The 25536-nt window shown below is 46.0% G+C and carries 17 protein-coding genes and 1 CRISPR repeat array; of the genes, 11 read left to right on the forward strand and 6 right to left on the reverse strand.

The genetic code is table 11. The features are described from left to right. The 7 genes from QZ938_RS20430 to cas2 all read left to right on the forward strand — a co-directional run bounded on the left by QZ938_RS20430 (window position 1) and on the right by cas2 (window position 7645). Entirely contained in the window at window positions 1-942 is a 942-nt protein-coding gene (locus QZ938_RS20430) for a hypothetical protein (RefSeq protein WP_293352982.1), read from the forward strand. Window positions 943-945: 3 nt separating this feature from the next. Continuing rightward, a complete protein-coding gene (locus tag QZ938_RS20435; protein WP_293352984.1) occupies window positions 946-1770 on the forward strand; it encodes a hypothetical protein in 825 nt (274 codons plus the stop codon). Next, window positions 1763-4486 carry a CRISPR-associated helicase Cas3' gene (gene cas3, locus QZ938_RS20440; RefSeq protein WP_293353021.1) on the forward strand — a complete coding sequence of 908 codons (2724 nt, stop codon included), beginning with the start codon at window positions 1763-1765 and terminating at the stop codon, window positions 4484-4486. The genes QZ938_RS20435 and cas3 overlap by 8 nt, the downstream gene beginning before the upstream one ends. Window positions 4487-4528: 42 nt before the next feature. Next, window positions 4529-5368 (forward strand): CRISPR-associated endoribonuclease Cas6, encoded by an 840-nt coding sequence (cas6, locus tag QZ938_RS20445; RefSeq protein ID WP_293353023.1) that lies wholly within the window; start codon window positions 4529-4531, stop codon window positions 5366-5368. Window positions 5369-5735: 367 nt separating this feature from the next. Continuing rightward, complete coding sequence (cas4, locus tag QZ938_RS20450) at window positions 5736-6329, forward strand: CRISPR-associated protein Cas4 (RefSeq protein WP_293353025.1); 594 nt, start codon at window positions 5736-5738, stop codon at window positions 6327-6329. Window positions 6330-6351: 22 nt separating this feature from the next. Further along, on the forward strand, window positions 6352-7356 hold the full coding sequence (gene cas1d, locus QZ938_RS20455) for a type I-D CRISPR-associated endonuclease Cas1d (RefSeq protein ID WP_293353027.1): 1005 nt from the start codon (window positions 6352-6354) through the stop codon (window positions 7354-7356). Window positions 7357-7372: 16 nt separating this feature from the next. Next, window positions 7373-7645, forward strand: a complete 273-nt coding sequence (gene cas2 / locus QZ938_RS20460) for a CRISPR-associated endonuclease Cas2 (RefSeq protein WP_293353029.1) — start codon at window positions 7373-7375, stop codon at window positions 7643-7645. Window positions 7646-7899: 254 nt separating this feature from the next. Then, window positions 7900-12536: a CRISPR direct-repeat array (repeat unit 37 nt; unit sequence GCCGCAATCAAACTAAACCCCTACTAGGGATTGAAAC). Window positions 12537-12844: 308 nt separating this feature from the next. Here the strand turns inward: cas2 and QZ938_RS20465 are convergent. Then, window positions 12845-15169, reverse strand: a complete 2325-nt coding sequence (locus tag QZ938_RS20465) for an IMS domain-containing protein (RefSeq protein ID WP_293353031.1) — start codon at window positions 15167-15169, stop codon at window positions 12845-12847. Window positions 15170-15446: 277 nt separating this feature from the next. On the opposite strand from QZ938_RS20465, the gene pdhA reads away from it, so the two are divergent. Then, on the forward strand, window positions 15447-16475 hold the full coding sequence (gene pdhA, locus QZ938_RS20470; protein ID WP_293143419.1) for a pyruvate dehydrogenase (acetyl-transferring) E1 component subunit alpha: 1029 nt from the start codon (window positions 15447-15449) through the stop codon (window positions 16473-16475). A gap of 221 nt (window positions 16476-16696) precedes the next feature. Continuing rightward, the gene (locus tag QZ938_RS20475; RefSeq protein ID WP_293353033.1) at window positions 16697-17143 is read left to right on the forward strand and encodes a clan AA aspartic protease; all 447 of its coding nucleotides are present in this window, start codon (window positions 16697-16699) and stop codon (window positions 17141-17143) included. A gap of 141 nt (window positions 17144-17284) precedes the next feature. On the opposite strand, the gene QZ938_RS20480 is transcribed toward QZ938_RS20475, so the two are convergent. Further along, entirely contained in the window at window positions 17285-18385 is a 1101-nt protein-coding gene (locus QZ938_RS20480) for a M24 family metallopeptidase (protein ID WP_293353035.1), read from the reverse strand. 201 nt (window positions 18386-18586) lie between these two features. Then, window positions 18587-19672 carry a galactose-1-phosphate uridylyltransferase gene (gene galT / locus QZ938_RS20485; RefSeq protein WP_293353037.1) on the reverse strand — a complete coding sequence of 362 codons (1086 nt, stop codon included), beginning with the start codon at window positions 19670-19672 and terminating at the stop codon, window positions 18587-18589. A 373-nt stretch (window positions 19673-20045) separates the two neighbouring features. On the opposite strand from galT, the gene QZ938_RS20490 reads away from it, so the two are divergent. Next, on the forward strand, window positions 20046-20378 hold the full coding sequence (locus QZ938_RS20490) for a colicin D domain-containing protein (RefSeq protein WP_293353040.1): 333 nt from the start codon (window positions 20046-20048) through the stop codon (window positions 20376-20378). Between the two features lie 67 nt (window positions 20379-20445). Beyond that, complete coding sequence (locus QZ938_RS20495; RefSeq protein WP_293353042.1) at window positions 20446-20721, forward strand: colicin immunity domain-containing protein; 276 nt, start codon at window positions 20446-20448, stop codon at window positions 20719-20721. A 148-nt stretch (window positions 20722-20869) separates the two neighbouring features. Here the strand turns inward: QZ938_RS20495 and QZ938_RS20500 are convergent, their stop codons facing one another. The 3 genes from QZ938_RS20500 to QZ938_RS20510 form a co-directional block, all read right to left on the reverse strand. After that, a complete protein-coding gene (locus QZ938_RS20500) occupies window positions 20870-21988 on the reverse strand; it encodes a beta-glucosidase (RefSeq protein ID WP_293353044.1) in 1119 nt (372 codons plus the stop codon). A 543-nt stretch (window positions 21989-22531) separates the two neighbouring features. Then, on the reverse strand, window positions 22532-24412 hold the full coding sequence (locus QZ938_RS20505; RefSeq protein WP_293353046.1) for a glycoside hydrolase family 2 protein: 1881 nt from the start codon (window positions 24410-24412) through the stop codon (window positions 22532-22534). Between the two features lie 701 nt (window positions 24413-25113). Next, on the reverse strand, window positions 25114-25470 hold the full coding sequence (locus QZ938_RS20510; protein WP_293143439.1) for an STAS domain-containing protein: 357 nt from the start codon (window positions 25468-25470) through the stop codon (window positions 25114-25116). Window positions 25471-25536: the final 66 nt, after the last annotated feature.

Genomic DNA, 25536 nt, shown 5'->3' on the forward strand with positions numbered 1-25536 from the left:
ATGCCTGCCAAAAAAAGTCAAACAACTAATGACGAATCTGAAAATACTTCTGAGACGGTTAAGCAATCCAAAGTAACGAGTGGATTACCTAAAACTGATGAAAACAATCCTCGGATGCACTTTGACATTTATGCCATTCTTGAAGGTTCGCAGGAGCTTTATTTTGGACATGAAGTGCAAGTTAATGTCAACTTGGTGGAGATAGTGAAGCTCACTACTAAGGATGGGAAATCTATCGAAAAATGTTATATTTCCCCAACAAAACGGCGAGGAGTTGAACGTCGCTGCTTGCTGTGGGCTCCTGTAAAAAGTGGGGAACTCCTAGGAGATAAACAACAGTGTGGCATTCCTAAAACTTGCGCCAAAACAGACTGTCCAATTTGCGCTCCCTATGGCGCACTTGACCCCGGAAAAAGCACTTTAATTGGTCGCGTTACCCACGGTGGCGGTGTTGCAGTTCAAGATATTTATCCAGTAGAAAAGCAACGGGCAATGCACCCGGCACGTCTGGTAAATCAAAAGGATGAAACACCCATACCATTTAAGCGTCAGTATAATCAGCCTGGTATTCTCTATCCGGTTTCTAATCATGCGTTGAGTATTACCGATCGAGATTTTTCCTCTGTCGCCTATGCTTTTTTGGATTCTTTACCACGTATTGGTTCAGGAAACCCCAAGGGGATTGCGATCGCCGAATCAGAAAATCAACCATTATTAGTTGTCGATCGCTACTTAGTACCCAGAGGAAAACGCCCGATCGTCTCCCCATCTGTCACAGATCCACAACAGGCGATCGCAGACTTCCTCCGTCTTGCCCAATATCCAGAAAATAACACCGATCGCATCCAAGCAACTTACTTCGATCGCTGGATTGGCAATGCAGCATTAGAGAAATTACAAGAATGCGCCGCGAACTTCGTTGAAACCGTTTTACAAGCGTGATCTATGTACTGCATAAAACTCACCATCACACCTACGGCAGCAATGACATTCCGCATTCTGCCGGGGTCAATTCTTAATATTGCCACCTATCCTTTTGTACCGCCAACAACTCTATCGGGATTTTTACGAAGACTAGGAATGCTCAGTGTAGGGTTAGAAATTCCTGAAACTCGAATCAACAAAGATGACCCACCGTTTTATGCTTTACCCCGTCATTATGTAGCGCTAGGAGCTTATCCTAGCTTGAACACTTGGCGAGGAGTTCATAAAACCTATCGCAAAGGAATGCGCGAATTTAATCACGATGTATTTTCCCGCTTGTATGTGGAGAAAGACAAAGCAAACTTTCAACTTCACACTTGGGAATATTTAATTGTAGAAGAACTGACGGGTTATGTTGTCAGTGAATCTTTACAAGGTTTAGAACATTTCCAAGACTTAGAAACCTATGGGTGCAAACTTGGTAAAGAAGGTTTTGCTGTAGTCACAGAAGTTTCTGAACTCATTGAGTTGAAATGCGAGATAGTTCAAGCTTATCCATCAACCATTGTACCGATGGAAGCCTTGTTGCAAAGCGGTCAATTTATCGGCGGCTGTGATATTTACAATCTCTACCGCTACCACTGGCAAACTAATGATGAAACAGATTCAGAAGAGGCAGGATTTTTAGATAATACTCGAACTCCTGTAGATGGATTTATTCCCTTTGTTACTGCCTATTACCCAAAACAAGGGGATGAGACTCCAACTCTTGATTACTACACCGATGGGGAAATTTATATTCCCGTATCCCTTGTTAACTTGTTAAGAGGTGAAGTTAATGTCTAAGCAAAAACGCCAGCGCAGTTTCGATTTCGGTCGAGTATTTTTCCCAGACAAAACTAATCCTATTCCTGATGTAGTTTACTTTCAGCCTCTTGGCAATCATGTTGGTAATGTCAGAAAGCTAGTCAAAGCTTGGAAAGTTGAGGATTTTCCAGGAAACACGGAAACTGAACGGGAAGAATCAAAAGCACGAGTTGATGAAGCTGCTAGAATTCATGACATTGGCAAACCGCCTAAATTTAAACTGGAGGCTAAAGCCACGAAAGAAGGTAAATTTAAAGAATATATTTACTCCTTCAAAGGGCATAGATTCTTAGCTGATAGTCCCGATCTTTGGGCAAAGTATCTGGCTATAGGACATCACGATTTCTCTGTGGGTGATATTAGTCGTGATGCTTATAAATTGAAAAAAGAGTCACAAAAATATGAAGAAATTTTGACTAAAGAACCTCTGACTTATGCCCGTGAACTGTACATTTTGGAAATGTGCGATCAGATTGAGGCAGAGTTAGCTTGCCGAGTGATTGGAAATGATGAACAAGCAGAGTCTCGTGCATTCATGGATTATACCACGATCGAATCAGACAATTCAACTTATCGGATAGATCCTTTTCCTTTTAATAATGACGCAATTCCCTTGTCTTTTGCCTATTGGTCACTAAAACTTAGTGAAGAGGACAAGAAAGAGCTAGAAAATTTGTTAGATAAGCCTCATAAGCTGGAAGATAAAATCAACGATATTGTCAAAAAATGGTGGCAATTTCATCAAGGAAAAGCTAAAAAAGAGCAGCCCAAAAGGGTTGTTATTACATCTCACTCGTTAGTAGATAGTTCTAAGGATTGGAATTGCGAGACTGCGTATCAAGCACTCAGCAAAGGCAAGTATATTCCTAACCCCATGCAACAAGATGTCTGGGATGCGATCGCCAATCCCAACCCAGCATTTTTACTCAAAGCTCCAACTGGTTCGGGCAAAATGGAGGCTGTTGTATTCCCATGTTTAGCTAAAGGTTATCGCTTAATTTTACCTTTGCCAGCCCGGAGTTTAGTAGAAGATCAGAAACAAAGGATTGAGCAGTATATCAAGACATTTTCTGCCTTACCTGAAAATCTCAACCGGGAATTTTCGTTAGTAGTAGATACGGGTTCCCAAATGGAACGATTAATTTACCAAAACGGGGAGCGAGTCGATCGCAAAATCAATTCTCGCCGTCATCTTTATAAGGGAGATGTCATTTTAACAACACTGGACAAGTTTCTCTATCGCTATTTTGCTTTTGGAGACAAGCAAAAGTCATTTGTCTTTCCTTTGAGGATTCATCGGGATAAAACTCATAGTGAAAAGACACTCATTTGTGTTGACGAAGCACATAGCTACGATCGAATTGCTTTTACTAATTTTCAGAGTTTAGTTAAGTCGCTCTATGAAGCGGGACGATCGATCGTCTTAATGACTGCTACAATGCCACAACAACATCTCGATCGCTTTGATTATCTGAAAGTAATTGATTACATCAATAATCCTGAAAATGTTAATGCCCTGCGCGAATTTCAGCAACAAAGCTATGAAACAAAAGCTTTTGAATGGCGGAATGAAGTTCAGCGCAATTTAACTAATCCTCTGGAGTTCCAAACTCAAGTTGCTCAAATTGTTCTAAGAGAGTGGAAATCTCAACCTAACCGTCGCATTATTGCTGTAGTTGAAACTGTCACAGATGCAGTCGAAATTTACACACAGGTTAAAGATGAGTTGGGATTTAATACTGATACTCAAGGACAATTTTTGTTCCTTTATCATGGTCGAATTTCTGATATTCCAAAAGAGTCAGAATTTTCTCGATCGACGCGCTACAGAAACGTCAAAAATCGCGATGAAAACGATTTGCCTTACATTTTGATAACTACGAGTGCGATCGAAGTTGGCTGCGATTTGAATAGTGAGATATTAATTTCCGAAATGTGTCCGCCAGAAAACTTGATTCAGAGGGCTGGACGCTGCAATCGTCGGGGTAATGTTCCAGATGCTAAGGTGATATTGGTGGGGAATACTATCCAAGAATTTGCTAATACGCTGGATGAATCTGGATGGGAAAATTATCAAAATACTCTACAACAGCTAACTGATTTTAACACTGCGAAAATTTCGGAATGTATTGTGCGATCGCAACAAGTTGATGACTACCGAGTAGTAGAACTATTTTCGATGCTTCATGACTATGTTTACAGTGCTGACTTAACTTGTCAACCCGCTCACGAAAAAGGGTTAGTTGTTACTCGGAGTTGGACACCATCTGCAACATTAGTTTATGACGATGGAACTCACGGCGACAAAATTGAGAATATGCCTCAAGTTACAGTGCCAATTGACCGTTTAACTATCAAAAAAGATAAAACTAATCAGTATGCAAATACCCATGTTTATGAACGCTACTATGACCAAGAAAAGACATCCTGGGAAAGGCGTGATTTACGTTGGGGCTTTGCCTATCAAAAAGATATTCTCATCAAAATACATCGAAGTAATGATAGTGCATCCATGCTAGATGGCAATCCAGAATATTCCTATAACCCAGAACTAGGTTTTGTAGAACTGCCGGGAGTTTTCATCAAGCTGAAAACAAATGGGTTTGATGAAAAATTATTATATCAGTATGGCAGTACGGCTCAGAAAAAATCAGTAATTATTACCTACACCAAGGCATTAGAGGAGACGACTTAACATCGATCGCACCCTAATCCACACAACCAACCATTAACAACCATGCCGCACAGCCTCATCCTCAACATCCTTCCCCTGGCCCCAATTCCCCCCGGATACCTGACGGGAAGACACCTGCACGCCCTCTTCCTCACCCTCGTGAGCTCCGTTGACAAGCAACTCGGCGATCGCCTCCACGATGCAGCAGCAGACAAAGCTTTCACCCTCAGTCCTTTGCAAACTAAAAAATGCCCTTTCAAAAAACACCATTCCTTGCAATGGGAACACGCAGAATCGATTCCCGAATATACTCCCTGTTGGTGGCGAATTAGTCTGCTTGATGACTCTTTATTCGGCAAATTAACTCACCTTTGGCTGAACATCAATCCCTCCAAGCCGTGGCATTTGGGGCCGGCTGATTTGTCGATCGCCAATATCTTCGGTACGCCTCAACCCGATCGCCCTTGGGTTAATGCTTGTACTTATGCTCAACTCTACGAACAAGCCTCGGAAACAAACCGCTTAATTGCCTTCAGTTTTGCGACTCCGACTACTTTTCGACAGGGCAAGTTCGATTCGGTGATTCCGACTAGGGAATGCGTTTTTAACAGTCTTCTCAGTCGCTGGAATAAGTACAGCGGGATTGAGATTCCTGAGCTTTCATTAGATGCACTTTTTTCGACATTTGTCAATATCAAAAGCGAAAGAGTGACTAATTATGAAATCAATTTTGTTGGGATGGTTGGGGAGGTTAGTTATCGGATTTTGGGAGATGTGGAGCCTTTGGTTATCAAGCAAATTAATGCTTTGGCGGATTTTGCGCTTTACTGCGGGGTGGGGAGGAAAACTCCGATGGGGATGGGAATGACTCGGCGGATTGCTGTTAATAAGAGTTTAACGTAAAACCCATAGATTCGACCCGGCGGTTAGAAACCGCGTCTACACAAACAAAACCCGCCTCCGCGGGTTGAAGATTTCACCGATGATTCCTTATCGATTCTACCCGGCGGTTAGAAACCGCGGCTACACACACAAAACCTGCCTCCGCAGGTTGAAGATTTCACCCGATGATTTCTCATCGATTCCCCGGCGGTTGAAACCGCGTGTACACACACAAAACCTGCCTCCGCGGGTTGAAGATTTCACCGATGATTTCTCATCTCCAAATACCCTCTTCGTCCGCGGAGGCGGACATCGTTTGTGTAGCCGCGATTTCCAATCGCCGGGGGCCTAATTTCAAATTACCAATCTTCTACAAACCATCAAAATTATGAACGATTTTGATTACATTTCGATCGCACTTCTGAACCAATACTCTTACTGTCCCCACCGCTGCTGGCGGATGTCTTGCGCGGGAGAGTTCACCGACAACCAGTATACCATCGAAGGGACGAGTTTGCACGATCGCGTCCACACGATGGGCGAAATCAACCGCGATGAAACTTGGCAGGTGCGGGCGATTTGGCTGAAGTCTGAAAAGTATATGCTGATTGGGAAATCCGACTTGATTGAATCAACGGATGGTGAGTTGTATCCCGTCGAGTACAAGCGCGGGCGCAAGGGCGAATGGGATAACGACGAGTTGCAGGTTTGCGCGCAAGCTTTGTGTTTGGAGGAGATGACTGGGAAAACTATTGCGACTGGATATGTGTATTACGCGCAGTCGCATCAGCGGCAATTGGTGGAGATTTCTGAAGAGTTGAGATTGGAGGCGATCGCAACTATCAACGCTATCCAAATTTTACTGCAAACCGGCAAAATGCCTCCGGCGAATTACAGCAAGCGGTGTCAGGGTTGCAGCCTTTATCAGCAATGCTTGCCGCAAGCTGCTGAGAAAGTCCGGCGCTATCAAGAAGCAAGTTAACCGACAAATAGGAGAATTCACAATGGGAACTGTTTACATCACTCAAGAAGATGCGTTTATCGGCAAAGTTGACGAACGCCTTACCGTTAAAGCAGACAAAAAAAATCTGTTGGATGTGCCGTTAATTAAAATTGATGGCGTTGTTGCTTTGGGACGCGCCACAGTTTCTCCGGCTGTGGTTGTAGAACTTTTGGAACGCCACATTCCTTTAAGTTTTTTGACTGTAAATGGACGTTATTTAGGGAGGTTGGAACCAGAAATGACAAAAAATCTCTTTGTGCGAAAAGCTCAATGGCAAGCGGCTGGGGAATCGGAACAAGCGGTGCATTTAGTCAGGGGTTTTGTACGGGGAAAGCTCAAAAATTACCGCACTACTTTGTTAGAATGTCAGCGCAAATATTCTCCACAAGATTTTGAAAAATCGATCGCCCAATTGAAACAAGTCATCGCATCTATTGATAAAACTTCCAGCATTAATTCCCTGCGAGGATTAGAAGGGGCGGGGAGTGCAACTTATTTTGGCTGTTTCAATCGGCTGATTCGGGTGCCGGAATTTAGCTTTGAAGTTCGTCGTCGCCGTCCGCCGACAGATCCGGTAAATTCTCTGTTAAGTTTGGGATATTCTCTGCTGCGGCACGATGTTCAAAGTGCAGTGAATATTGTGGGCTTCGATCCGTATTTGGGATATTTGCATTTCGAGCGCTATGGGCGTCCTTCCTTAGCACTGGATTTGATGGAAGAATTTCGACCTTTGGTAGTTGATGCTGTAGTTTTGTCTGCGATCAATTTGCAGAAAGTTTCTCCTAATGATTTTACAGCAGAACCGTTGAGCGGTGCGGTTTCTTTGACAAAAGAAGCGCTGCACAAATTCTTGCGGCTTTATGAGGAAAAGAAACAGTCAAAGTTCAAGCATCCAGTGATGGGAAAGTTGTGTACTTATCAAGAAGCTTTTGAAATTCAAGGGCGGCTGATGGCTAAGTATTTGATGGGTGAGATTGACAAGTATCCGCCTTTGGTTTTGAAATAGAGAGAGGAATAAAGTTATGTTTGTTCTGGTTTGCTATGATATATCTGAGGACAAGCGTCGCACTAAGATTCACAAGATTCTCAAGTCTTATGGGGAATGGAAGCAATATTCGGTGTTCCATTGCGAGGTGACGGATACGCAGTATGCCCGGATGCGCCAACGTCTCAACAGGGTGATTAAGTCGGAAGAGGACAGTATCATGTTTCACTATTTGTGCGCTTGCTGTCAGGGCAAGATCGAGCGGATTGGCGGCCGGGCACCGCTGGATACTACGATCTTTATGGTTTGATTTTGCGTCTGGCTGTGGGTGTAAAACGGAGGGGGTGAATTTTAATGGCTCAAAGCTTTACTAGGACTGGGTTTGCAGTGGTTTTTGCCTCTTGGGGGTCAGACGCAAATGCTGAAAGCTTTACTGGGATAGAGTTTGAGGTCTATTTAAGATTTTGCCCTCTTGACAGGCGATCGGTGAAACGATATATTGATTGCAGTCAGACGCAACTGAACCTTGAAAACCATATATTTCAAGCCTCCCAGACCCCGGCGGCCGCAATCAAACTAAACCCCTACTAGGGATTGAAACGATACCATACCAAGTTGAGCGACCTACACTCCCGCCGCAATCAAACTAAACCCCTACTAGGGATTGAAACCGGTACTTAGCGGCTTCAGCGCTCAGGGCAAATGGCCGCAATCAAACTAAACCCCTACTAGGGATTGAAACCAGCAACGGATAAGTGCGTCCGCAGGTCAAAGGGCCGCAATCAAACTAAACCCCTACTAGGGATTGAAACTCACCCTCAACGATGAAAATGAGCTCATTTTTTGCCGCAATCAAACTAAACCCCTACTAGGGATTGAAACAAGCCATAGCGAAAGAGAGAGGCGGTACAGGCGAGCCGCAATCAAACTAAACCCCTACTAGGGATTGAAACGTTGACAATTGGAATGCCGGCGATCGACAAGTTTGCCGCAATCAAACTAAACCCCTACTAGGGATTGAAACGAACCAAGGATGACTCGAATTTCACCGGAGTTGACTTGCCGCAATCAAACTAAACCCCTACTAGGGATTGAAACACTTTATTCTGCCCGATCGCCGCCTTATCCTGCTGCCGCAATCAAACTAAACCCCTACTAGGGATTGAAACTTGCCAATTAGTGGATTTGTGTTGAAGTGAGCAAGGCCGCAATCAAACTAAACCCCTACTAGGGATTGAAACAAGTCTTTTTCACAACAAAACAGGTAAATTATGGCCGCAATCAAACTAAACCCCTACTAGGGATTGAAACCATCCAAATCCCCGATCGCAGCTTCCCGGGTAACGCCGCAATCAAACTAAACCCCTACTAGGGATTGAAACAATAATTTTTAAGGGGTTTTCCAGTGAAATGGAATGCCGCAATCAAACTAAACCCCTACTAGGGATTGAAACTTCGTCAAAATCGTTAATCATCTTTACCTCCAAAGCCGCAATCAAACTAAACCCCTACTAGGGATTGAAACGATCTGTCGGGAGTTGCGCGCGATCGCGCACCGGCCGCAATCAAACTAAACCCCTACTAGGGATTGAAACACGATGAGCTTGAGATTGTTGTAAGTAGTCTATTATTGCCGCAATCAAACTAAACCCCTACTAGGGATTGAAACTCGATCGGGGGCGATGACAACTTTTGCACCTTTCGCCGCAATCAAACTAAACCCCTACTAGGGATTGAAACTGGTAAATAATGCCCTCGCCCGTGGTTTTGTCAGCCGCAATCAAACTAAACCCCTACTAGGGATTGAAACAGGGAATCCCAGATGGCTTTTTTGATTTCCGGTTGGCCGCAATCAAACTAAACCCCTACTAGGGATTGAAACGGGTTCATTTTCTTGCAAAAATACGCTGTCGCGACTGCCGCAATCAAACTAAACCCCTACTAGGGATTGAAACCAGATCTTTGAATACTGAGGCTGCAAGCTCTCAGCCGCAATCAAACTAAACCCCTACTAGGGATTGAAACGGTGACGGAGTTGGACAAGATGGCGGGCGACCGAGAGCCGCAATCAAACTAAACCCCTACTAGGGATTGAAACTTGATTGTCGAACTGCCAACAATTTGCGATCGCTCAAGCCGCAATCAAACTAAACCCCTACTAGGGATTGAAACCTGAATTACTGGCTTAAGAAATAACGCTCGTTCGGGCCGCAATCAAACTAAACCCCTACTAGGGATTGAAACGAGAGTCAACGATATTTGCCCTCAATCAAAACTTTGCCGCAATCAAACTAAACCCCTACTAGGGATTGAAACATTTTCCCACTACACTATTAATTGTAGATCGTTGAAGCCGCAATCAAACTAAACCCCTACTAGGGATTGAAACTTGAAGCGCAGGCGATCGGCGCTTAATCCCTAAATGCCGCAATCAAACTAAACCCCTACTAGGGATTGAAACACTCGCATTATAGCCATAGCCAGAGTTGGGATCGGTGCCGCAATCAAACTAAACCCCTACTAGGGATTGAAACAAAAGCCTGAGAGATTAATTCAAGGCAAATTGCGCCGCAATCAAACTAAACCCCTACTAGGGATTGAAACAGGCAATTACGAGAAAAACGGCGGGGCGGTGAATGCCGCAATCAAACTAAACCCCTACTAGGGATTGAAACTCGAATCTTGAGAGATTGGATCAAGCAAGAGAGACTAGCCGCAATCAAACTAAACCCCTACTAGGGATTGAAACTATTTGATTTACTATTAATTCATTACAATATTTGCCGCAATCAAACTAAACCCCTACTAGGGATTGAAACTTGCTGGCAATAGTGATACTAGGCGCGATCGGGCCGCAATCAAACTAAACCCCTACTAGGGATTGAAACTAGCCGGTAAAAACATTATCTTTAGGAATCAAAATGGCCGCAATCAAACTAAACCCCTACTAGGGATTGAAACATAGTTCTGGCGCTTATTAGCGCAGTTTGTTTTGCAAGCCGCAATCAAACTAAACCCCTACTAGGGATTGAAACATTAATGACTCGAATGTTGGCACGAGAAACGCCAGCCGCAATCAAACTAAACCCCTACTAGGGATTGAAACCCTAAAGATTGAGATAAAGCCATGAGAGCTTCAATCGGGCCGCAATCAAACTAAACCCCTACTAGGGATTGAAACTAATATATACAGATATATCCTAATCAAGGTTTACGCCGCAATCAAACTAAACCCCTACTAGGGATTGAAACTAACGCAGTTGGAGATGTCCCAACTTCTGGGCGTAACGCCGCAATCAAACTAAACCCCTACTAGGGATTGAAACGAAACATTTCTAGAATCTTCATCAGAACCTCAGTTAGCCGCAATCAAACTAAACCCCTACTAGGGATTGAAACTCGTGTACTGCCTTTTGCAAGGCAAAGGCGTTGCCGGGCCGCAATCAAACTAAACCCCTACTAGGGATTGAAACTGCATGGTGTTACTGTTTTGTGTTTTGTTTAATAGCCGCAATCAAACTAAACCCCTACTAGGGATTGAAACTTGCAGGATCTCAACTATTGCATCGAAATCTTCGCCGCAATCAAACTAAACCCCTACTAGGGATTGAAACCTGGATGATTAAGTATGAAATCAATTAACTTGTCAGCCGCAATCAAACTAAACCCCTACTAGGGATTGAAACGAGCAAGACTTGCTTAACTCAATTCCCTTAATCAGGCCGCAATCAAACTAAACCCCTACTAGGGATTGAAACTCGACACGGTGTAGCAGTGAATCCCAGTATTTTGCCGCAATCAAACTAAACCCCTACTAGGGATTGAAACTATTTTTCGCTACGAGATCAAGCTCAAACTACTCGCCGCAATCAAACTAAACCCCTACTAGGGATTGAAACATATAGGTGTGATCGGACTCTTTCGGCTATTTCAGCCGCAATCAAACTAAACCCCTACTAGGGATTGAAACCAACTTCCCATTTAGGATTGAGACGAGTACGTCAAGCCGCAATCAAACTAAACCCCTACTAGGGATTGAAACCCAACATTATACACAAACTTATGGCCACACCCGGCCGCAATCAAACTAAACCCCTACTAGGGATTGAAACAAGCCCTGATTGATTGCTGTAATCTGTGGCGCGAGCCGCAATCAAACTAAACCCCTACTAGGGATTGAAACCAGCGCCAAACATCAATCCAATAGCTTTTGCTCTTGCCGCAATCAAACTAAACCCCTACTAGGGATTGAAACTTTACCAATTAGATGATAAATCTCACACTCCAGAGCCGCAATCAAACTAAACCCCTACTAGGGATTGAAACAATTAGCAGTGGCGGTGAGGATGATTCACCACCACGCCGCAATCAAACTAAACCCCTACTAGGGATTGAAACGCCTTGTCTATTTTCTCGGCACCTTTAGCACCCTTTTGCCGCAATCAAACTAAACCCCTACTAGGGATTGAAACCTTTGAGTTTCATTGGGCAATTATTAACTATTCAATGCCGCAATCAAACTAAACCCCTACTAGGGATTGAAACGTTGGAATATCAAACTGCTGTGCGATCGACTGGAAGGCCGCAATCAAACTAAACCCCTACTAGGGATTGAAACAGCAATTAGTTGTGGTGGTTTCTCATGGGTCTTCCTGCCGCAATCAAACTAAACCCCTACTAGGGATTGAAACAATAGAACTGATAGGCAATGCCAGGCAGCTATTACGCCGCAATCAAACTAAACCCCTACTAGGGATTGAAACTTGCCGCACCGGGTAGGAGCTGCTAGAAAAATTGCCGCAATCAAACTAAACCCCTACTAGGGATTGAAACTTGCATTTGAATTTCATAAGCCATTATCATGTTGTGAGCCGCAATCAAACTAAACCCCTACTAGGGATTGAAACTAAAAAAGTTCAACGCCGCGTTTGCGGCATTGATTAAGCCGCAATCAAACTAAACCCCTACTAGGGATTGAAACAGCCTTAGCCTTAGCTTTATTCCCGCTTTTTTCATGCCGCAATCAAACTAAACCCCTACTAGGGATTGAAACCGGTGAGTTTCCCCCACGTACAGAAGTAAAGGTGTTGGGCCGCAATCAAACTAAACCCCTACTAGGGATTGAAACTTACCCCAAGCATTCGCAGCCATATTAGCGGCAAACGCCGCAATCAAACTAAACCCCTACTAGGGATTGAAATCTCAACCTTTATTGGCTACCCCATAGGAATCATAAATAAAACGCCCGCCTTCAACAATTATCTCCAATTCACAACTCCGGCTTTAAGAATTAATATTTTCAATATATATAGGAATTGGTAATTGGCAATTAGTGGGAGTATCTCAATCAGTGCTTTTGTCGTGCCAGCCTCGCCGATCGCAAATCTTGTATGTATAGCGAGCGAAGACGCTCGCACTACTAACAAAAAAATGCTTTTCACATTCATTGAGATCCTCGGGTAACTAGCAACCACAAATTACCCACTACCAATTACCCATTACCAATTCCTTACTTCATCACCTGCCAATCCATAATCCGCCACTGTCCGTCTTGGCGGATTAAATCGTAGCGGATCCGCAGGTTTTCGTCCCGGGAAGTCACTAGCTGATCGCGATCGAAGGTTTCGGCTTTTTCACTGACTTGGGCTTCTACTTCGGCGCGATCGGGATTAGTCGGATTCGTCTTAACTCCTTTCACTTCTAGCTTGTGCACGTAACGCTGGTGGGCGTTGTTTTTCTGTTGGGCATCTGCCATCAATTGCCAGCGAGACAAAGCCGGTTCTGTGAGAACTTTCTGTAATTCTTCGACAGCATGATTGGGGCCCAAGGCCGCTGCTTTCGCTGACAGCCAGTCTTGAACTATTTGTTTGGCTCCTTCTTCCGTCATTGCTCCCGACACAGGCGCGGGGGCCGGGGCACCAGGCTCTGGGGCCGGGGCTAGTGCGGGGATTTCTATGGGCGGTGCATCCAGGCTGACGCGGGCTTGTTCTCCTTCGAGAGATGGGCCTGAGAGGGCTTGCAAGGCACTCAAAAACAGACTGAGTATTAACCACAGAATTAACAGGCTCAGGACGGCTGCGACGACAAGCAGAGCCAGTTTATTTGGTGGCAGGGACTTGACTTGGGCGGAAATTTGGGATCCTAGGGTGCGCGCCCGATCGGCAAAAGAACCTGTTAACCCCTGGCCGATCGCTCCGCTGCGTCGGCTCGAACTCGGGCTCCTGCGCGGTTTTGAGGTCGAGGCGGCAGGCCGTCCCGCCGTAGCTGTCGGGAGAGAGACCGCCGCCGCCCCCGCCCCGATTCCTGCCGCCGTTGCCTGATATTTCGGCGCTGAAGCTGCGCTGGAGCTGTCAGTCGGTACGGGGGTCAAGGTGAGACTACTGGCTGCCTGTTTGGCTGCCGGAGGCAGAGGAGGTGCAGGCGGGCGATCGCCCGGTGGTTGCAGTTTCCCCTGAGGTTTGCCCGATCTCGGTTGCACGACGACCCATTCGTTGGCAGTTTCGGCATCCGATGGCAAAGCTTCTAGGTAAGCTTGGACTTTGGGATCGGCAAAATAATCTTTCAAAGAGACTGACTGGTTTGCCAAGTCGCGGAAGTGAGGAAACACTTCTTCTTGCAGCCAGTGTTCGGCGTACAAGCAGAGTCCCGGCAACAAATCGGGAGAATCTTGGGAATGTTCGCGAATGAAAGCGAGGGGTTCTTTTTCCGAACTGAGTTCGAGAGATCTGCTGGCTTCTTCTGTCTGGCCCAGCAGCAGCGAACACACGGCTTTTTCGAGGTGAACGTCTTGGCGGCGGCCGAGCTGCATCAGCATCAGCTTGGCGCGGCGGATCATCGAAGGCTGTCTGGCGGCAAATCCTTGGGCTAACAGAGTGTAGACCGAGAGGTAAGTGGCCACTGCGGAGGGGCGGCCGGCTTCAGCTTCAAATAGGGTCTGCTGCTCGCTACTGGTTAGGTGTTTGCGGAGTTGCTGGACGAAGCGGAGGAAGTCTTCTATTCCTAAACCCGATCGATCGTCCCCCGAGCCATCGATGCCACCCCGTTCCTCCAGCATTTCTCGCAGGATTTGCAGTCCCTGGCGGCGCTCGGAGACTTTTTCTTCGGGGAGCGATAGTAATTCTAAAATGTTGTACGGACGGAGTTTGTATATATCGGTTTGCATTTCACCCCTCACGCTTGGAAATAAGCTTTCGCGCAGCAGCAGTTCTTGACCTGCGTCTAGTGATTTTGCCGCATTTTGGTATTGACCTTGCTGCCACTGTTCGCGGCCGAGTTCTAGGCAGGCCAGGGCTACGGTTAAAACGATATCGGGCCGCACGAGCTGCGGGTCGCCGAAGCGGCCTTCGTCGATCGCGATGCTGCCATTGTTGAGATACGGGCGCCCCAGCTTCTGTACGAGTTCGTATTCCCCCAGTTCTTGCAGTACGAGCAGGGCTCCTACGAATTGGTTGTCATCGATTTCAATACTTGGAGTGTGGGGGTCAGGAGCAGCGTCTAAAGCCTTAGACTCTGCCGCAACGGTTTCTCCTGCATCTTGCAGGACTGTGGCCGGCCCAGTAGAGGTTTTCGACCTCTGCTTGGCAGCCAAGGCTGCTTCCGACTCTCGATCGTAAGTTTTGGCTAAAAAACTGGCATCATAAGCTTTGCGCCCGTCTGAGTCTGACAGAACGGCGCAGGCTTCATCGATCAGTTGTTTGCGGGCGACGATCGCAACTTCGGAATACTCCCGGCGTGGAAGCTGTAAAGTTCGATCGCGGTGAGCCTGCTGCAACTGTTCGGCAGTAGCTTGAATCGGTAGACCCAAAATACGGTAGTAATCTAGTGGAATGAGCACTGTCCACTTCCCCAAAGCGCTAGCAACTGAATTAGCCTATCTTAGCTAAGGTTGGTTTGTAACAAAAGCATTGCTGACAACTTAATCGGGTTTTGATGGGGTTGGTTCTCCCCCTACTCACCTTTGACACCCCAAAGTTCATTTTAACAACGAACTATCGGCTGCACAGAAAATGTGCGATCGTTTTCTGCTGCGGTTGTGTCCACTCTCGGTTTACATTGAGTTGAGTATTGCAAGATATCACCTGTCTAAGAAGCCGATCGGGTATTAATTTTTTATGGAACGGACTTTACCAGTTTTTGACGCACAAAGCGTAACTATTTCTCGGGATGAGGGCTTAATGCTCTACGAGGATATGGTTTTGGGGCGCTACTTTGAAGACAAGTGCGCTGAAATGTACTACCGGGGCAAAATGTTTGGTTTTGTCCACTTGTACAACGGGCAGGAAGCAGTCTCGACTGGCGTAATTCGATCGATGCGTCGGGATAGTACGGATTACGTCAGCAGCACCTACCGCGATCACGTTCACGCTTTGAGCGCGGGCGTACCGGCGCGGGAAGTAATGGCGGAGTTGTTCGGGAAGGAAACTGGTTGCTCGAAGGGCCGCGGCGGTTCGATGCATATGTTTTCAGCCGAACACCGGCTCTTGGGAGGCTATGCTTTTGTGGCTGAGGGGATTCCTGTAGCTACGGGGGCGGCTTTTCAATCGAAGTACCGGCGCGAAGCTTTGGGGGATGAAAGTTCCGATGGCGTGACTGCTTGTTTCTTTGGCGATGGTGCTGCGAATAACGGGCAGTTTTTCGAGTGTTTGAACATGGCTGCTTTGTGGAAATTGCCGATTCTTTATGTTATCGAAAACAACAAATGGGCGATCGGCATGGCCCACGAGCGAGCTACTTCTGACCCGCTGATTTACAAGAAGGCTCATGCTTTTGGCATGGCCGGTTTTGAGGTTGACGGGATGGATGTTTTGGCGGTGCGGGAAGTCGCGAAGGAAGCTGTAGCGCGGGCGCGGGCCGGCGAAGGGCCGACTGTGATCGAGGCTTTGACTTATCGTTTTCGCGGCCATTCCTTGGCAGATCCTGACGAATTGCGATCGAAGGAAGAGAAGGAATATTGGTTCCCCCGCGATCCGATTAAGAAGTTGGCTGCTGATTTGATCGATCGCACTTTGGCTACTGCTGAGGAATTAAAGGCGATCGACAAAAAGATCGAAGCTGTAATTGATGATGCAGTAGAGTTTGCGGAGAAAAGCCCCGAGCCAGATCCGAGCGAATTGTATCGGTATATCTATGCTGAAGATTAGTAATTTTTAGAGATATAGTCGATCGAGCTCTCATATGAGGTACGTTGTTGGGCTTTAGCCCTCTGAGTAGAGTGGTTATATAAGCTGTCAGTTATACCTCATCTTTTTGAGAAAGGCTATATTTGGGGTGCGGTTGCAGCCACAGGTTCTAACTTGTGGCTGCACGAATTTAAAGCTAAAATTAAAGGTAGACTTTGGAGACGAAAAAAGAGGCAATTTTTATGATAAATTGCGATCGAATTCAGATTAATAAAAATAAGGTTGCAGTTCGAGTCAAAGTCAAGCTCACGAATGCAATTGATGAAGGCTTGGTTAATCGAGGATTGCTCAAACCGAATTTTGTGCGCGTTTGCGAAGCAGAAGCAGTGATAAATACTGGTGCAGTACGCACAGCAATTCCTGTAGAAGTTTGCGAACACCTAGGTTTAAGAATTCGGAGTCAGGAAATAGCAAAGTATGCTGATGGCCGACAAGAAACAGTGGGCTTAACTGAACCTATGATTATTGAAATGGAAGGGCGCGAGACGATTGAGGCGGCAATGGTTTTAGGGGATATGGTGTTAATCGGTCAAACCGTGTTAGAAACATTAGATTTGCTAGTAGATTGCAAGAATCAGCGTATAGTTCCCAATCCTGAAAATCCCGAAAGAGCTGTATTGAGAGTATAAAAACAACATTCCGGGCGGGTTTACAGATATAGAAACATTCTCGGTTTTTATAACCTGATTAATTGCTGCAATCATTGCGGGAATTGCATTTATCTTCTTCCTTCTTCCTTCTTCCTTCTTCCTTCTTCCTTCTTCCTTCGGCTATATTTCCAGCGGCACCGGGCGCAACCGGCCATCTACTTCTACACTCGGCCAATTGCGATCGAATGTCAAATTTTCCAAAGTTCCATCGCTACCAATTACAAACGTATCTTCAATTTTTGCTCCCGACAAACTCGGATTCCAAGCCACAGCCGTATTTTCTGCTAAAATATCCGAAGTAGCCGGATTAGCCACAATTTCCCGCGCCAAATATCCGGTAGTTCCGCCTTGATGGTGTTCCCGAATTGCCTCAGGATATCCGTGCTGTTCGTAAGCAGTTTTTAGCGTATCGTAAACAGCACTTAGCGATACTCCAGGCTGGGATGAATTCAGCGCGGCGGCTTCAATTTCTCTGACTGTTTGGTGCAATTCCTCATCCTTTGCGTCCAGAAAATCGAAACAGACAAATCGGGTCAAATTTGCATACAAACCCCATCCTCTCGCGCAAAATACTAACATCGCTTGCTTCCCGATTTGTTCGGCGGTAGCGGTGGCGTGGCGGTATAGCGGCAAACGCCTTTCTCCAGCCACTAACGTCAGGGCTGGATGCAAACCTCTCGCCCACAAAGCTTCTGCACCGGCACCCGCTAATTGATATTCTGTCCAGGTTGGTTTAGCAGCCGAAAGTACCTCTGTCATCGCTTCGCTGGCTAAACGCCCGACTCGCCGATACCGCTCTAATTCGCTTGACATCATTGTCTGTTTGCGAGACTGTAAAGATGTGACGATCGCAGTTTCGTTATGATGAATTGGTCGATCGCACATCACGTTACCGCCACCAGCGATTTCTTTGACAAAAGCTTCGCGCTGTGCAACATCCGCCCAAGGATAGATGTGCATTTGAAAGTTGGCTGGCAATTCTTCATCTTGCAAGCGTTGGGCTTCGATTTCATCTGTCAGTACCCAAGCTGTATCGGCGGTAATTAATATTTCTGCAACTCCAGTTTCTGCGGTTAGCAATACTGTGTTGGAAGCGCCCGCTGTAGCCCAAGCAAACCAGTCTGTACCGCGCAAGCGCAGGGAGCTCGATCCGGTTTCTGTTAAGGTTTGGCGGATGAATTCGAGTTTGCGATCGACTTCTGGGTTTAATGAGTTTATCATAAAGGTTAGTAGTGAGGACTTCAGTCCTTCCTAAAGGTTAGTAGTGAGGACTTCAGTCCTTCCTAAAAGGTTCGTAGTGAGGACTTCAGTCCTCTCTAAAAGGTTCGTAGTGAGGACTTCAGTCCTCTCTAAAAGGTTCGTAGTGAGGACTTCAGTCCTCTCTGAAGAAAGGACTAAAGTCCTTACTACGAACCTGTTTTATTAAAATAGATTTACGGCTACGGCTTGCAATTCTTTGGCTTTTTCTTCGGGTAATGCGTCGTTGGCAAACATTCCGGCGGCGAGTTCGGTTCCTGCTAGATATTTTAGCCGATCGCTCGATCGATAGGGCGGATAAAATTGAGCGTGCAAATGCGCTTCGGGATGCGGTTTCCCGTCTGTCGGGCCTTGAAACCAAGCCATCAAATAAGGAAACGGGCGGTGCCACAAACCGTCGTATTTGAGGGTGACTGTTTTTAAGGCTTTAGCGAGGGATTGACGTTGTTTTTCGGTAAGATCGATGAATGTGGCAGCAGGAGTTACGGGCGCAATCCACACTTCGTAGGGGTAGCGGGCGCAAGCGGGGACAAAGGCGATCGCCTCTTCATCCAAATAAAGAATTCGCTGTTTGTCAGCAATCTCTTTTTGAATCAAATCTTGCAGCAAACCGGAACTGTTTTTTTGATAGTAAACCGACTGACATTCTAACATCCGCGCGGGCACCGGAGGCACGAAGGGATAAGCGTAAATTTGACCGTGGGGATGGTGCAAAGTTACTCCAACTTCGACGCCGCGGTTTTCAAAAGGCAAGACGTATTGAATTTCGGGATTGCTGCCGATTGCTGAAGTGCGATCGGCCCATACTTCTAACAGCAATTCTAAGTGAGATAACTCTAAAGAACCGAGGGAAGCCTGCGGATCTTGAGTGAAAACAACGACTTCGCAAATGCCCTTAGCTGGCAGAGTTTCGACAATATTTGGAGGTGCGTTGTTCGCCTGCAAAGTCATCGAAGGAAAGCGATTGTCAAACACTGCGACATCGTAATCTCCCGGCGGCAATTCTGTCGGAAATTTGGGATTAATTGTCGCAGCCAGCGGGTTGTATTCCGGCGGCGGCATGAAAGTTCTTCCCTGACGGTGGCTGGCGTATGCTACCCATTCCCCGCGCAAAGGATGCCAGCGAAAGTGCGGGTTTGCTTGTACGGGTTCATTGCTGGGACTTACGGCCGCGATACCTTCTGGGATTGGGTAGCGGCTGTAGAGTGTCAGTGGGCGGCCGTCGGGTTTTTGCAATGTTTGGACGTACATTTTTTGTTGGGGCGGGCGATCGCTTTTAATAGATGTTAGGAGTATAACTTTGTGCTTGGAGAATTCGCCCCTACCTAAAGTCGCAAATTATGTTAAAAAGTGTAGTTCGGAGTAGCAACGTAAGCCGACAGTCCGCCAGGGGTTTCAACCCCAGCTTCTATTTGACATGGTGTTTTTCATGTGCTACCTTAATAATAGAGAACAATCGAATAAAACGATCTGGATAGACAGAGGGCAAACTGCTGATGCCGCAGACACCGGAGCTATTCCGATGGCCCGCAAGCCTCAAAACTGCCAAATGGTACAGCAAGTTTTTTACCAAAATAATATTTTTTTAATATTGAGGTTTAAAAGTCGTTGATAAGGAACTCAAATGATAAGCTGTATAAAATTACCCGTATATATTATTCAAGAGAAGCAACTTCAAAGAAAATTTAAGCACGCTAGTGCTTTTGGCATCCGAGGAAGTTATAGTTTAGACAATATAATAAAATTTAAAATGGCTATTGAAAATCATTTACAAAGTAGCACTACGAAAGTGAGAAGAGAAAATTTCAGAGGAAGGTCAGTAGTTAGTTATTTTGATCCGCAAACAGCTTTAAAAGTAATTTTTGATGATAAGGGATATTTTGTAAGTGGCTGGAAACTTAATGAAAGCCAACTTAAGGCGATTATAGATACTGGTAATATTGGAGGAGGCTCATAATCATAAAAAGGGCGGGAATTTGTTTCCTGCCCTTCTAAGAATACTAGATTGTATGAAATTGCTCCATATGAAATATATTAGATTGCTAAAAGATTTTGTTAATAATAAAATCAGCAGCGATGAATTTGAGTCCCAATTTCTGGAGATTTTTCAAAACGAAAAACTTTTCGACTCAGAAAGAGAGTTCCAAATTTTAGACAAGTTGTTTGGTGACGTAGATGCTTATTGCGGGGATTCTGATTTATTCGATTCTGAATTTGATATTGATGAAGCTGAACTAAGATTATCCGTCCAACAAGCATTAAATGCCTTAGAAGAAGAGTTTGCGAAAACGGATATGTGATTCGGCACTGTCTTTTATATCTAATCCCAAATCCGGCTTAAATACCCCCTCAATCTCTTAGTCCGCGAAGGCGGACTTCGTTTGTATAGAAGCGATTTCAATCGCCGATTGAAATCGCCTATTTTTAAATCGCCGATCGCCCAGATTGTCAATCCTGCAACTTCATCAACGGTTCAATCTGCTGCCTTTGAAACTGCAATTCATCCGCCAAAGGCTGGTAAATTTCCCGATCGCCCTTTTCATCGCAATAATCCCACAGACCATTGTAACAGTGGCGATCGTCATCCCAACCAGGATGGTTGACAATCGGATACAAACAAACTCCATCCACCGGAACTCCGGCTTTGATCGCCGCCGCTACCTCCGTGCACACATAATTGAACCAGACAGGTCTAAAATCGTCTTCAGTACCTGTTTCTGCAACGAATAAGGGCCGGCCGTAGCGATCGAACACTTCTTGCAGCATTTCGCTAAACGGGCGGTACAGCGGATCGGTGTATTTCATCGGATTTTCATTGTGAATCCACTGATTGCGATCGTAATAATTCACCCCAATAATATCGAGATACTTTTCCTGGCCGCCGAGTTCGGGGCGAAAACGTCCCGCTAACATATCCCAAGCTTGATATTGAGATAAACGATAGCCTTCCGCCGCGTCTTTATCCTCCGGTTTGTCGGGGTCGGCAATAATATTAATTACCGGGTCGATTTGAACGATGCGGCTGCTGGGATTGACTTCCCAAACTGATTCTATCGCTGCGATCGACGCTTTGATCAACTGGATTTTGAGTTCGTCTCCCCGCCCTTTTGCAAACGGATTGATATAAGCAACATCGCCGCCGGCCCAAGCAATAAATGAAATTTCATTGACAGGTGTCACGAAAGGTGTTTGGTCTGTTTCCTCCGTTAGCACTTGCATAAAAGCACGCACCATATTGGCAAACCTGGTCACGAATTCGGGGCTGAAAATATCAATATCGTCGGGCCAGCCGTAGTGAAACAAATCCCAAATTACCTGCATTTTGGTGTCGCGGGCGGCGCGGATAATTGGTAGGGAACTGGAAAAATCGTATTTTCCGGGAGTCTGTTCTATCAAATGCCAGCGGAGGCCTTCGCGGACTGTGTAAATGCCCTGTTCTTGCAAGCGTTGGTAGTCGGCTGCTGCAAATTTATCGTGGCCGGTGGCGGCTGTGACATCGAGGCGTTTTCCCGATCGCAATTTGTGGGTGGAACATTCAAAACCGCCCATGAAAAAACTTTGAAACATGGTTAAACAGTTGACAGTTGACAGTTGACAGTTGACAGCGAGTTTTTAAGGTTCGTAGTTTAAGAAGGAAATCCCTGTAGTAGAGACACTCCAAGAAGCCAAGGAGTGTCAAATTAAGCCTGAAAGACTTGATAAATATCGTTTTCATTTCTTGTCTAGATCCCCCTAAATCCCCCTTAAAAAGGGGGACTTTGAAAAGACTCTTGTCTCCTGCAATATCACCCGCATAAACACCAAAGCAGGAGGCTAAATAATCCATTAAGAAGAGAGACTTTGAAAAGACTCTTGTCCCCCCCTTCTTAAGGGGGGCTAGGGGGGATCGGGCTTTAATAGTTAAACAGCAATCTGTGACTGGGTTTGAGCTTAAACTGACACTAATGAGCACGGTGCGGTGTCCCTACTAACCTGGAATACGTTGTATCTCTAAGAAAGGACTGAAGTCCTTACTACAAACCTGTCTATAAGGTTTGTAGTAAGGACTTTAGTCCTTAATCTAAGAAAGGACTAAAGTCCTTACTACAAACCCGATCGCCATAAGTCTATTTAGCACTGAGTCGCAGTTTGCTGTGCACTTTCTTCCGGAATATCCCAGCCGAGAGTTGCCGCCGCGATCGCCTCTATGGGAAATTTAGGAGTGCGATCGGCATACAGCAAACCGTTAGCTTCTTGGAAAGTATCGGTCAACTGTGTATAGCAAAATCCGCTGAACATTTCCACTTGGTTTACCACTTTCAGCAGCGCGCTGTAGCGGTGTCGCAATTCAGAGGTGTCTGACGCGCGCACGTAGCCCCAAACCCTCTGAAAATCTGGGTTTTCGCGGCCGGCGCAGGCGATGCCGCCGAACTCTGTCAGCATCACGGGCTGTCCTTGATGTGGGTGTCCGTCGAGGGTGAGAACTCGCCCGCCGGGACGCCCGCGATCGAACAAATCGGCTAACTGGACTTCCGGCCCGTAGCGTTTTGCCACAGTTTGCGGGTTGTTGTCGTAGTCGTGAATCGCCAGGATGTCGGTATCTGTGCTTTCCCAGCCGTCGTTGCTAATTACGGGGCGAGTCGGATCGAGGGTTTTGGTCAAAAAATATAGGGCTTGCACGTAGTGGCGGTGGGCTGCCGCTTCGACTAAATTCGGAACTCCCCAAGATTCGTTGAACGGCACCCAGACTACGATACAGGGATGGCTGGAGTCGCGATCGATCGCTTCCGTCCACTCCCGCGTCAACCTGTCAACGGCCTTGGGAGTGAAGCGGTAGGCGCTGGGCATTTCTTCCCAAACTAACAGCCCCAACACGTCGGCCCAATACAAAAATCGCGGATCTTCGATTTTCTGGTGTTTCCGGACGCCGTTGAAACCCATTGCTTTGACTAATTCGACATCCAGGCGCAAGGCTTCGTCGGAAGGGGCCGTCATCAGGGTATCGGGCCAGTAACCTTGGTCGAGTACCAGTCTCAGGTAGTAGGGGCGGCCGTTCAGCATGAAGCGATCGCGCTGAATGCTGACAGTCCGCATCGCGGTGTAGGATTTAATCTCGTCAAGCAGTTTGCCGTCGGCCCAGAGCTCCACCTGTGCGTTAATTAATGTAGGTTTTTCGGGACTCCACAGCAGTTCGTTGCGGTAGTCGTCGATTCCCGGATCTGAAAGGGCGATGCGGCGGTGGATTTCGCCGTTGATGACTTCGTAGGTGTCGTTGACGAGCAGGATACAGCCGATCGACAGTTTAACCTTAATTTGAATCCCAGATTGGCGATCGCCCGCCACAAACGCCTCAAAACCGATTTCCCAGCGTTCAAACTGCGGAGTCCAGCGGATGCGATCGATATAAGTATGAGGCACCAATTCTACCCACACCGTCTGCCAAATGCCAGTTGTGCGCGGATACCAAATGCTGTGCGGTTCAACTTGCCAATCTTGCTTCCCCCGCGGTTTTGCCAAATCTTGCGGGTCGTCCTGGGCCCAGACGGTAATTCGCTGCGGCCCCGCGGGGTTTAAAACTGCTGTAATGTCTGCCGTGAAAGGAGTGTGCCCGCCTTCGTGTTCGATGACAAACTGACCGTTTACCCAGACGCGGGCGCGGTAGTCTACGGCGCCGAAGTGGAGGAGAACTCTGCTTTCTGTGTGGGGCACGTCAAATTCGCGATCGTACCAACAGTTAGCGTGAAAATTCGTGTCGCCGATCCCGCTTTTGATTGATTCGGGAACAAACGGCACTTCTATAGTGTGACTCCAGTCCGTAATGTCGATCGGCTGCACGCAGCGTCCCGCGTCATCATAAGCAAACCTCCACTTACCGTTCAGACAAATCCAGTTGCTGCGGCGCAATTGGGGGCGCGGATAACCTGTTTTCCGCCCTTGAACAGTCACCTTATTGTCTAGAGTGGAAGACTCTTCTATATCACAATTTTCTAGTTCTCTACCTAACCAACTCATCGGCACATCTACCCGAAGTTATATGTATAGGTTAGCGACTATTCCCGCGACTTTGACAAGTTTTTTGCAATCTAATTTATCCCTCAATAATTAAAAATTTTCACTTCAAACAGCCTGAACTTTAAATCAAACAAACTGAACCTTAAGCGAACAAATTATTAAGTCGTAGGGTGCGGATCCGTTAAAAATCCCTAAAAAAAATCGACTTTTCGAGTAGCGACGCACCTGATTTCTTGAATAGTTCGTACCAAAAAATCCCACAATTATAGCCTCGATCAAAAAGATAAGGTATAGCCTTTCTCAAAAAGATGAGGTATGTTGTTGGGCTTCAGCCCTCTTTGAATTTGTTGTATAGCAAGATATGCACCTAACAACTCCATTTACAGTCATACCTCATCTATCTGAGAAAGGCTATATGCCTGTTTTTCAAGTAATCAATTTAAAAGAAAATCGGCAATTATAAAAAAGCTTCAGGTTTAAAAGCCCAGAAGCCCCTCACCAATTACCAATTATCATAAGCGTGCCTCATCTATAGCGGTTCTCACAAAGATTAGCGGACGTTGTTGGGAAGAGAGCCCTCTTGATTTAAGCGGTTATGTAAGCTGTCAGCCATACCTCATCTTTTTGAGAAAGGCTATATCTGAAAAATGCCATAGGGATTGTCTGGCTTCGATGTACCCTAGAAATACTCCCACTCTCTCCTAGTTAGCAACACTTTGCAAACCTTCTAAAGGTTCAGTTAGGTCACCTGTGAAAGGAACTTCTTCCGGAGGTGGCAAACACTGAAATATCTGTTCTAGTCCCGTGAGTTCAAATAGCATTCTAACTTGTTCGCTCATGGCAGATATCAAAAGTATACATCCGCTGTCTCTAACTAATTTCATAATCGCCACTACAGCCATTAATTCCGAATTTTTAAGGAAAATGATATTTGAGAAATCGAGCATCAGAATTTTGCCACCCCTTTCAATTAGGCGCTCTATTTCTTTCTGAAACTGAGGAAATTGAGAACCTTCCAAAACCTGATGAGACAAAACAGTTTTAACGATAGTGCTCATGTTCACCTTAACCCTTGTTTGAATTGTTTAATAACTTTTGAGAAAAGCAGAGTAAAGTGCGGAGCG

Source organism: Microcoleus sp. CAWBG27, from assembly GCF_020883145.1.
Classification (GTDB): domain Bacteria; phylum Cyanobacteriota; class Cyanobacteriia; order Cyanobacteriales; family Microcoleaceae; genus Microcoleus.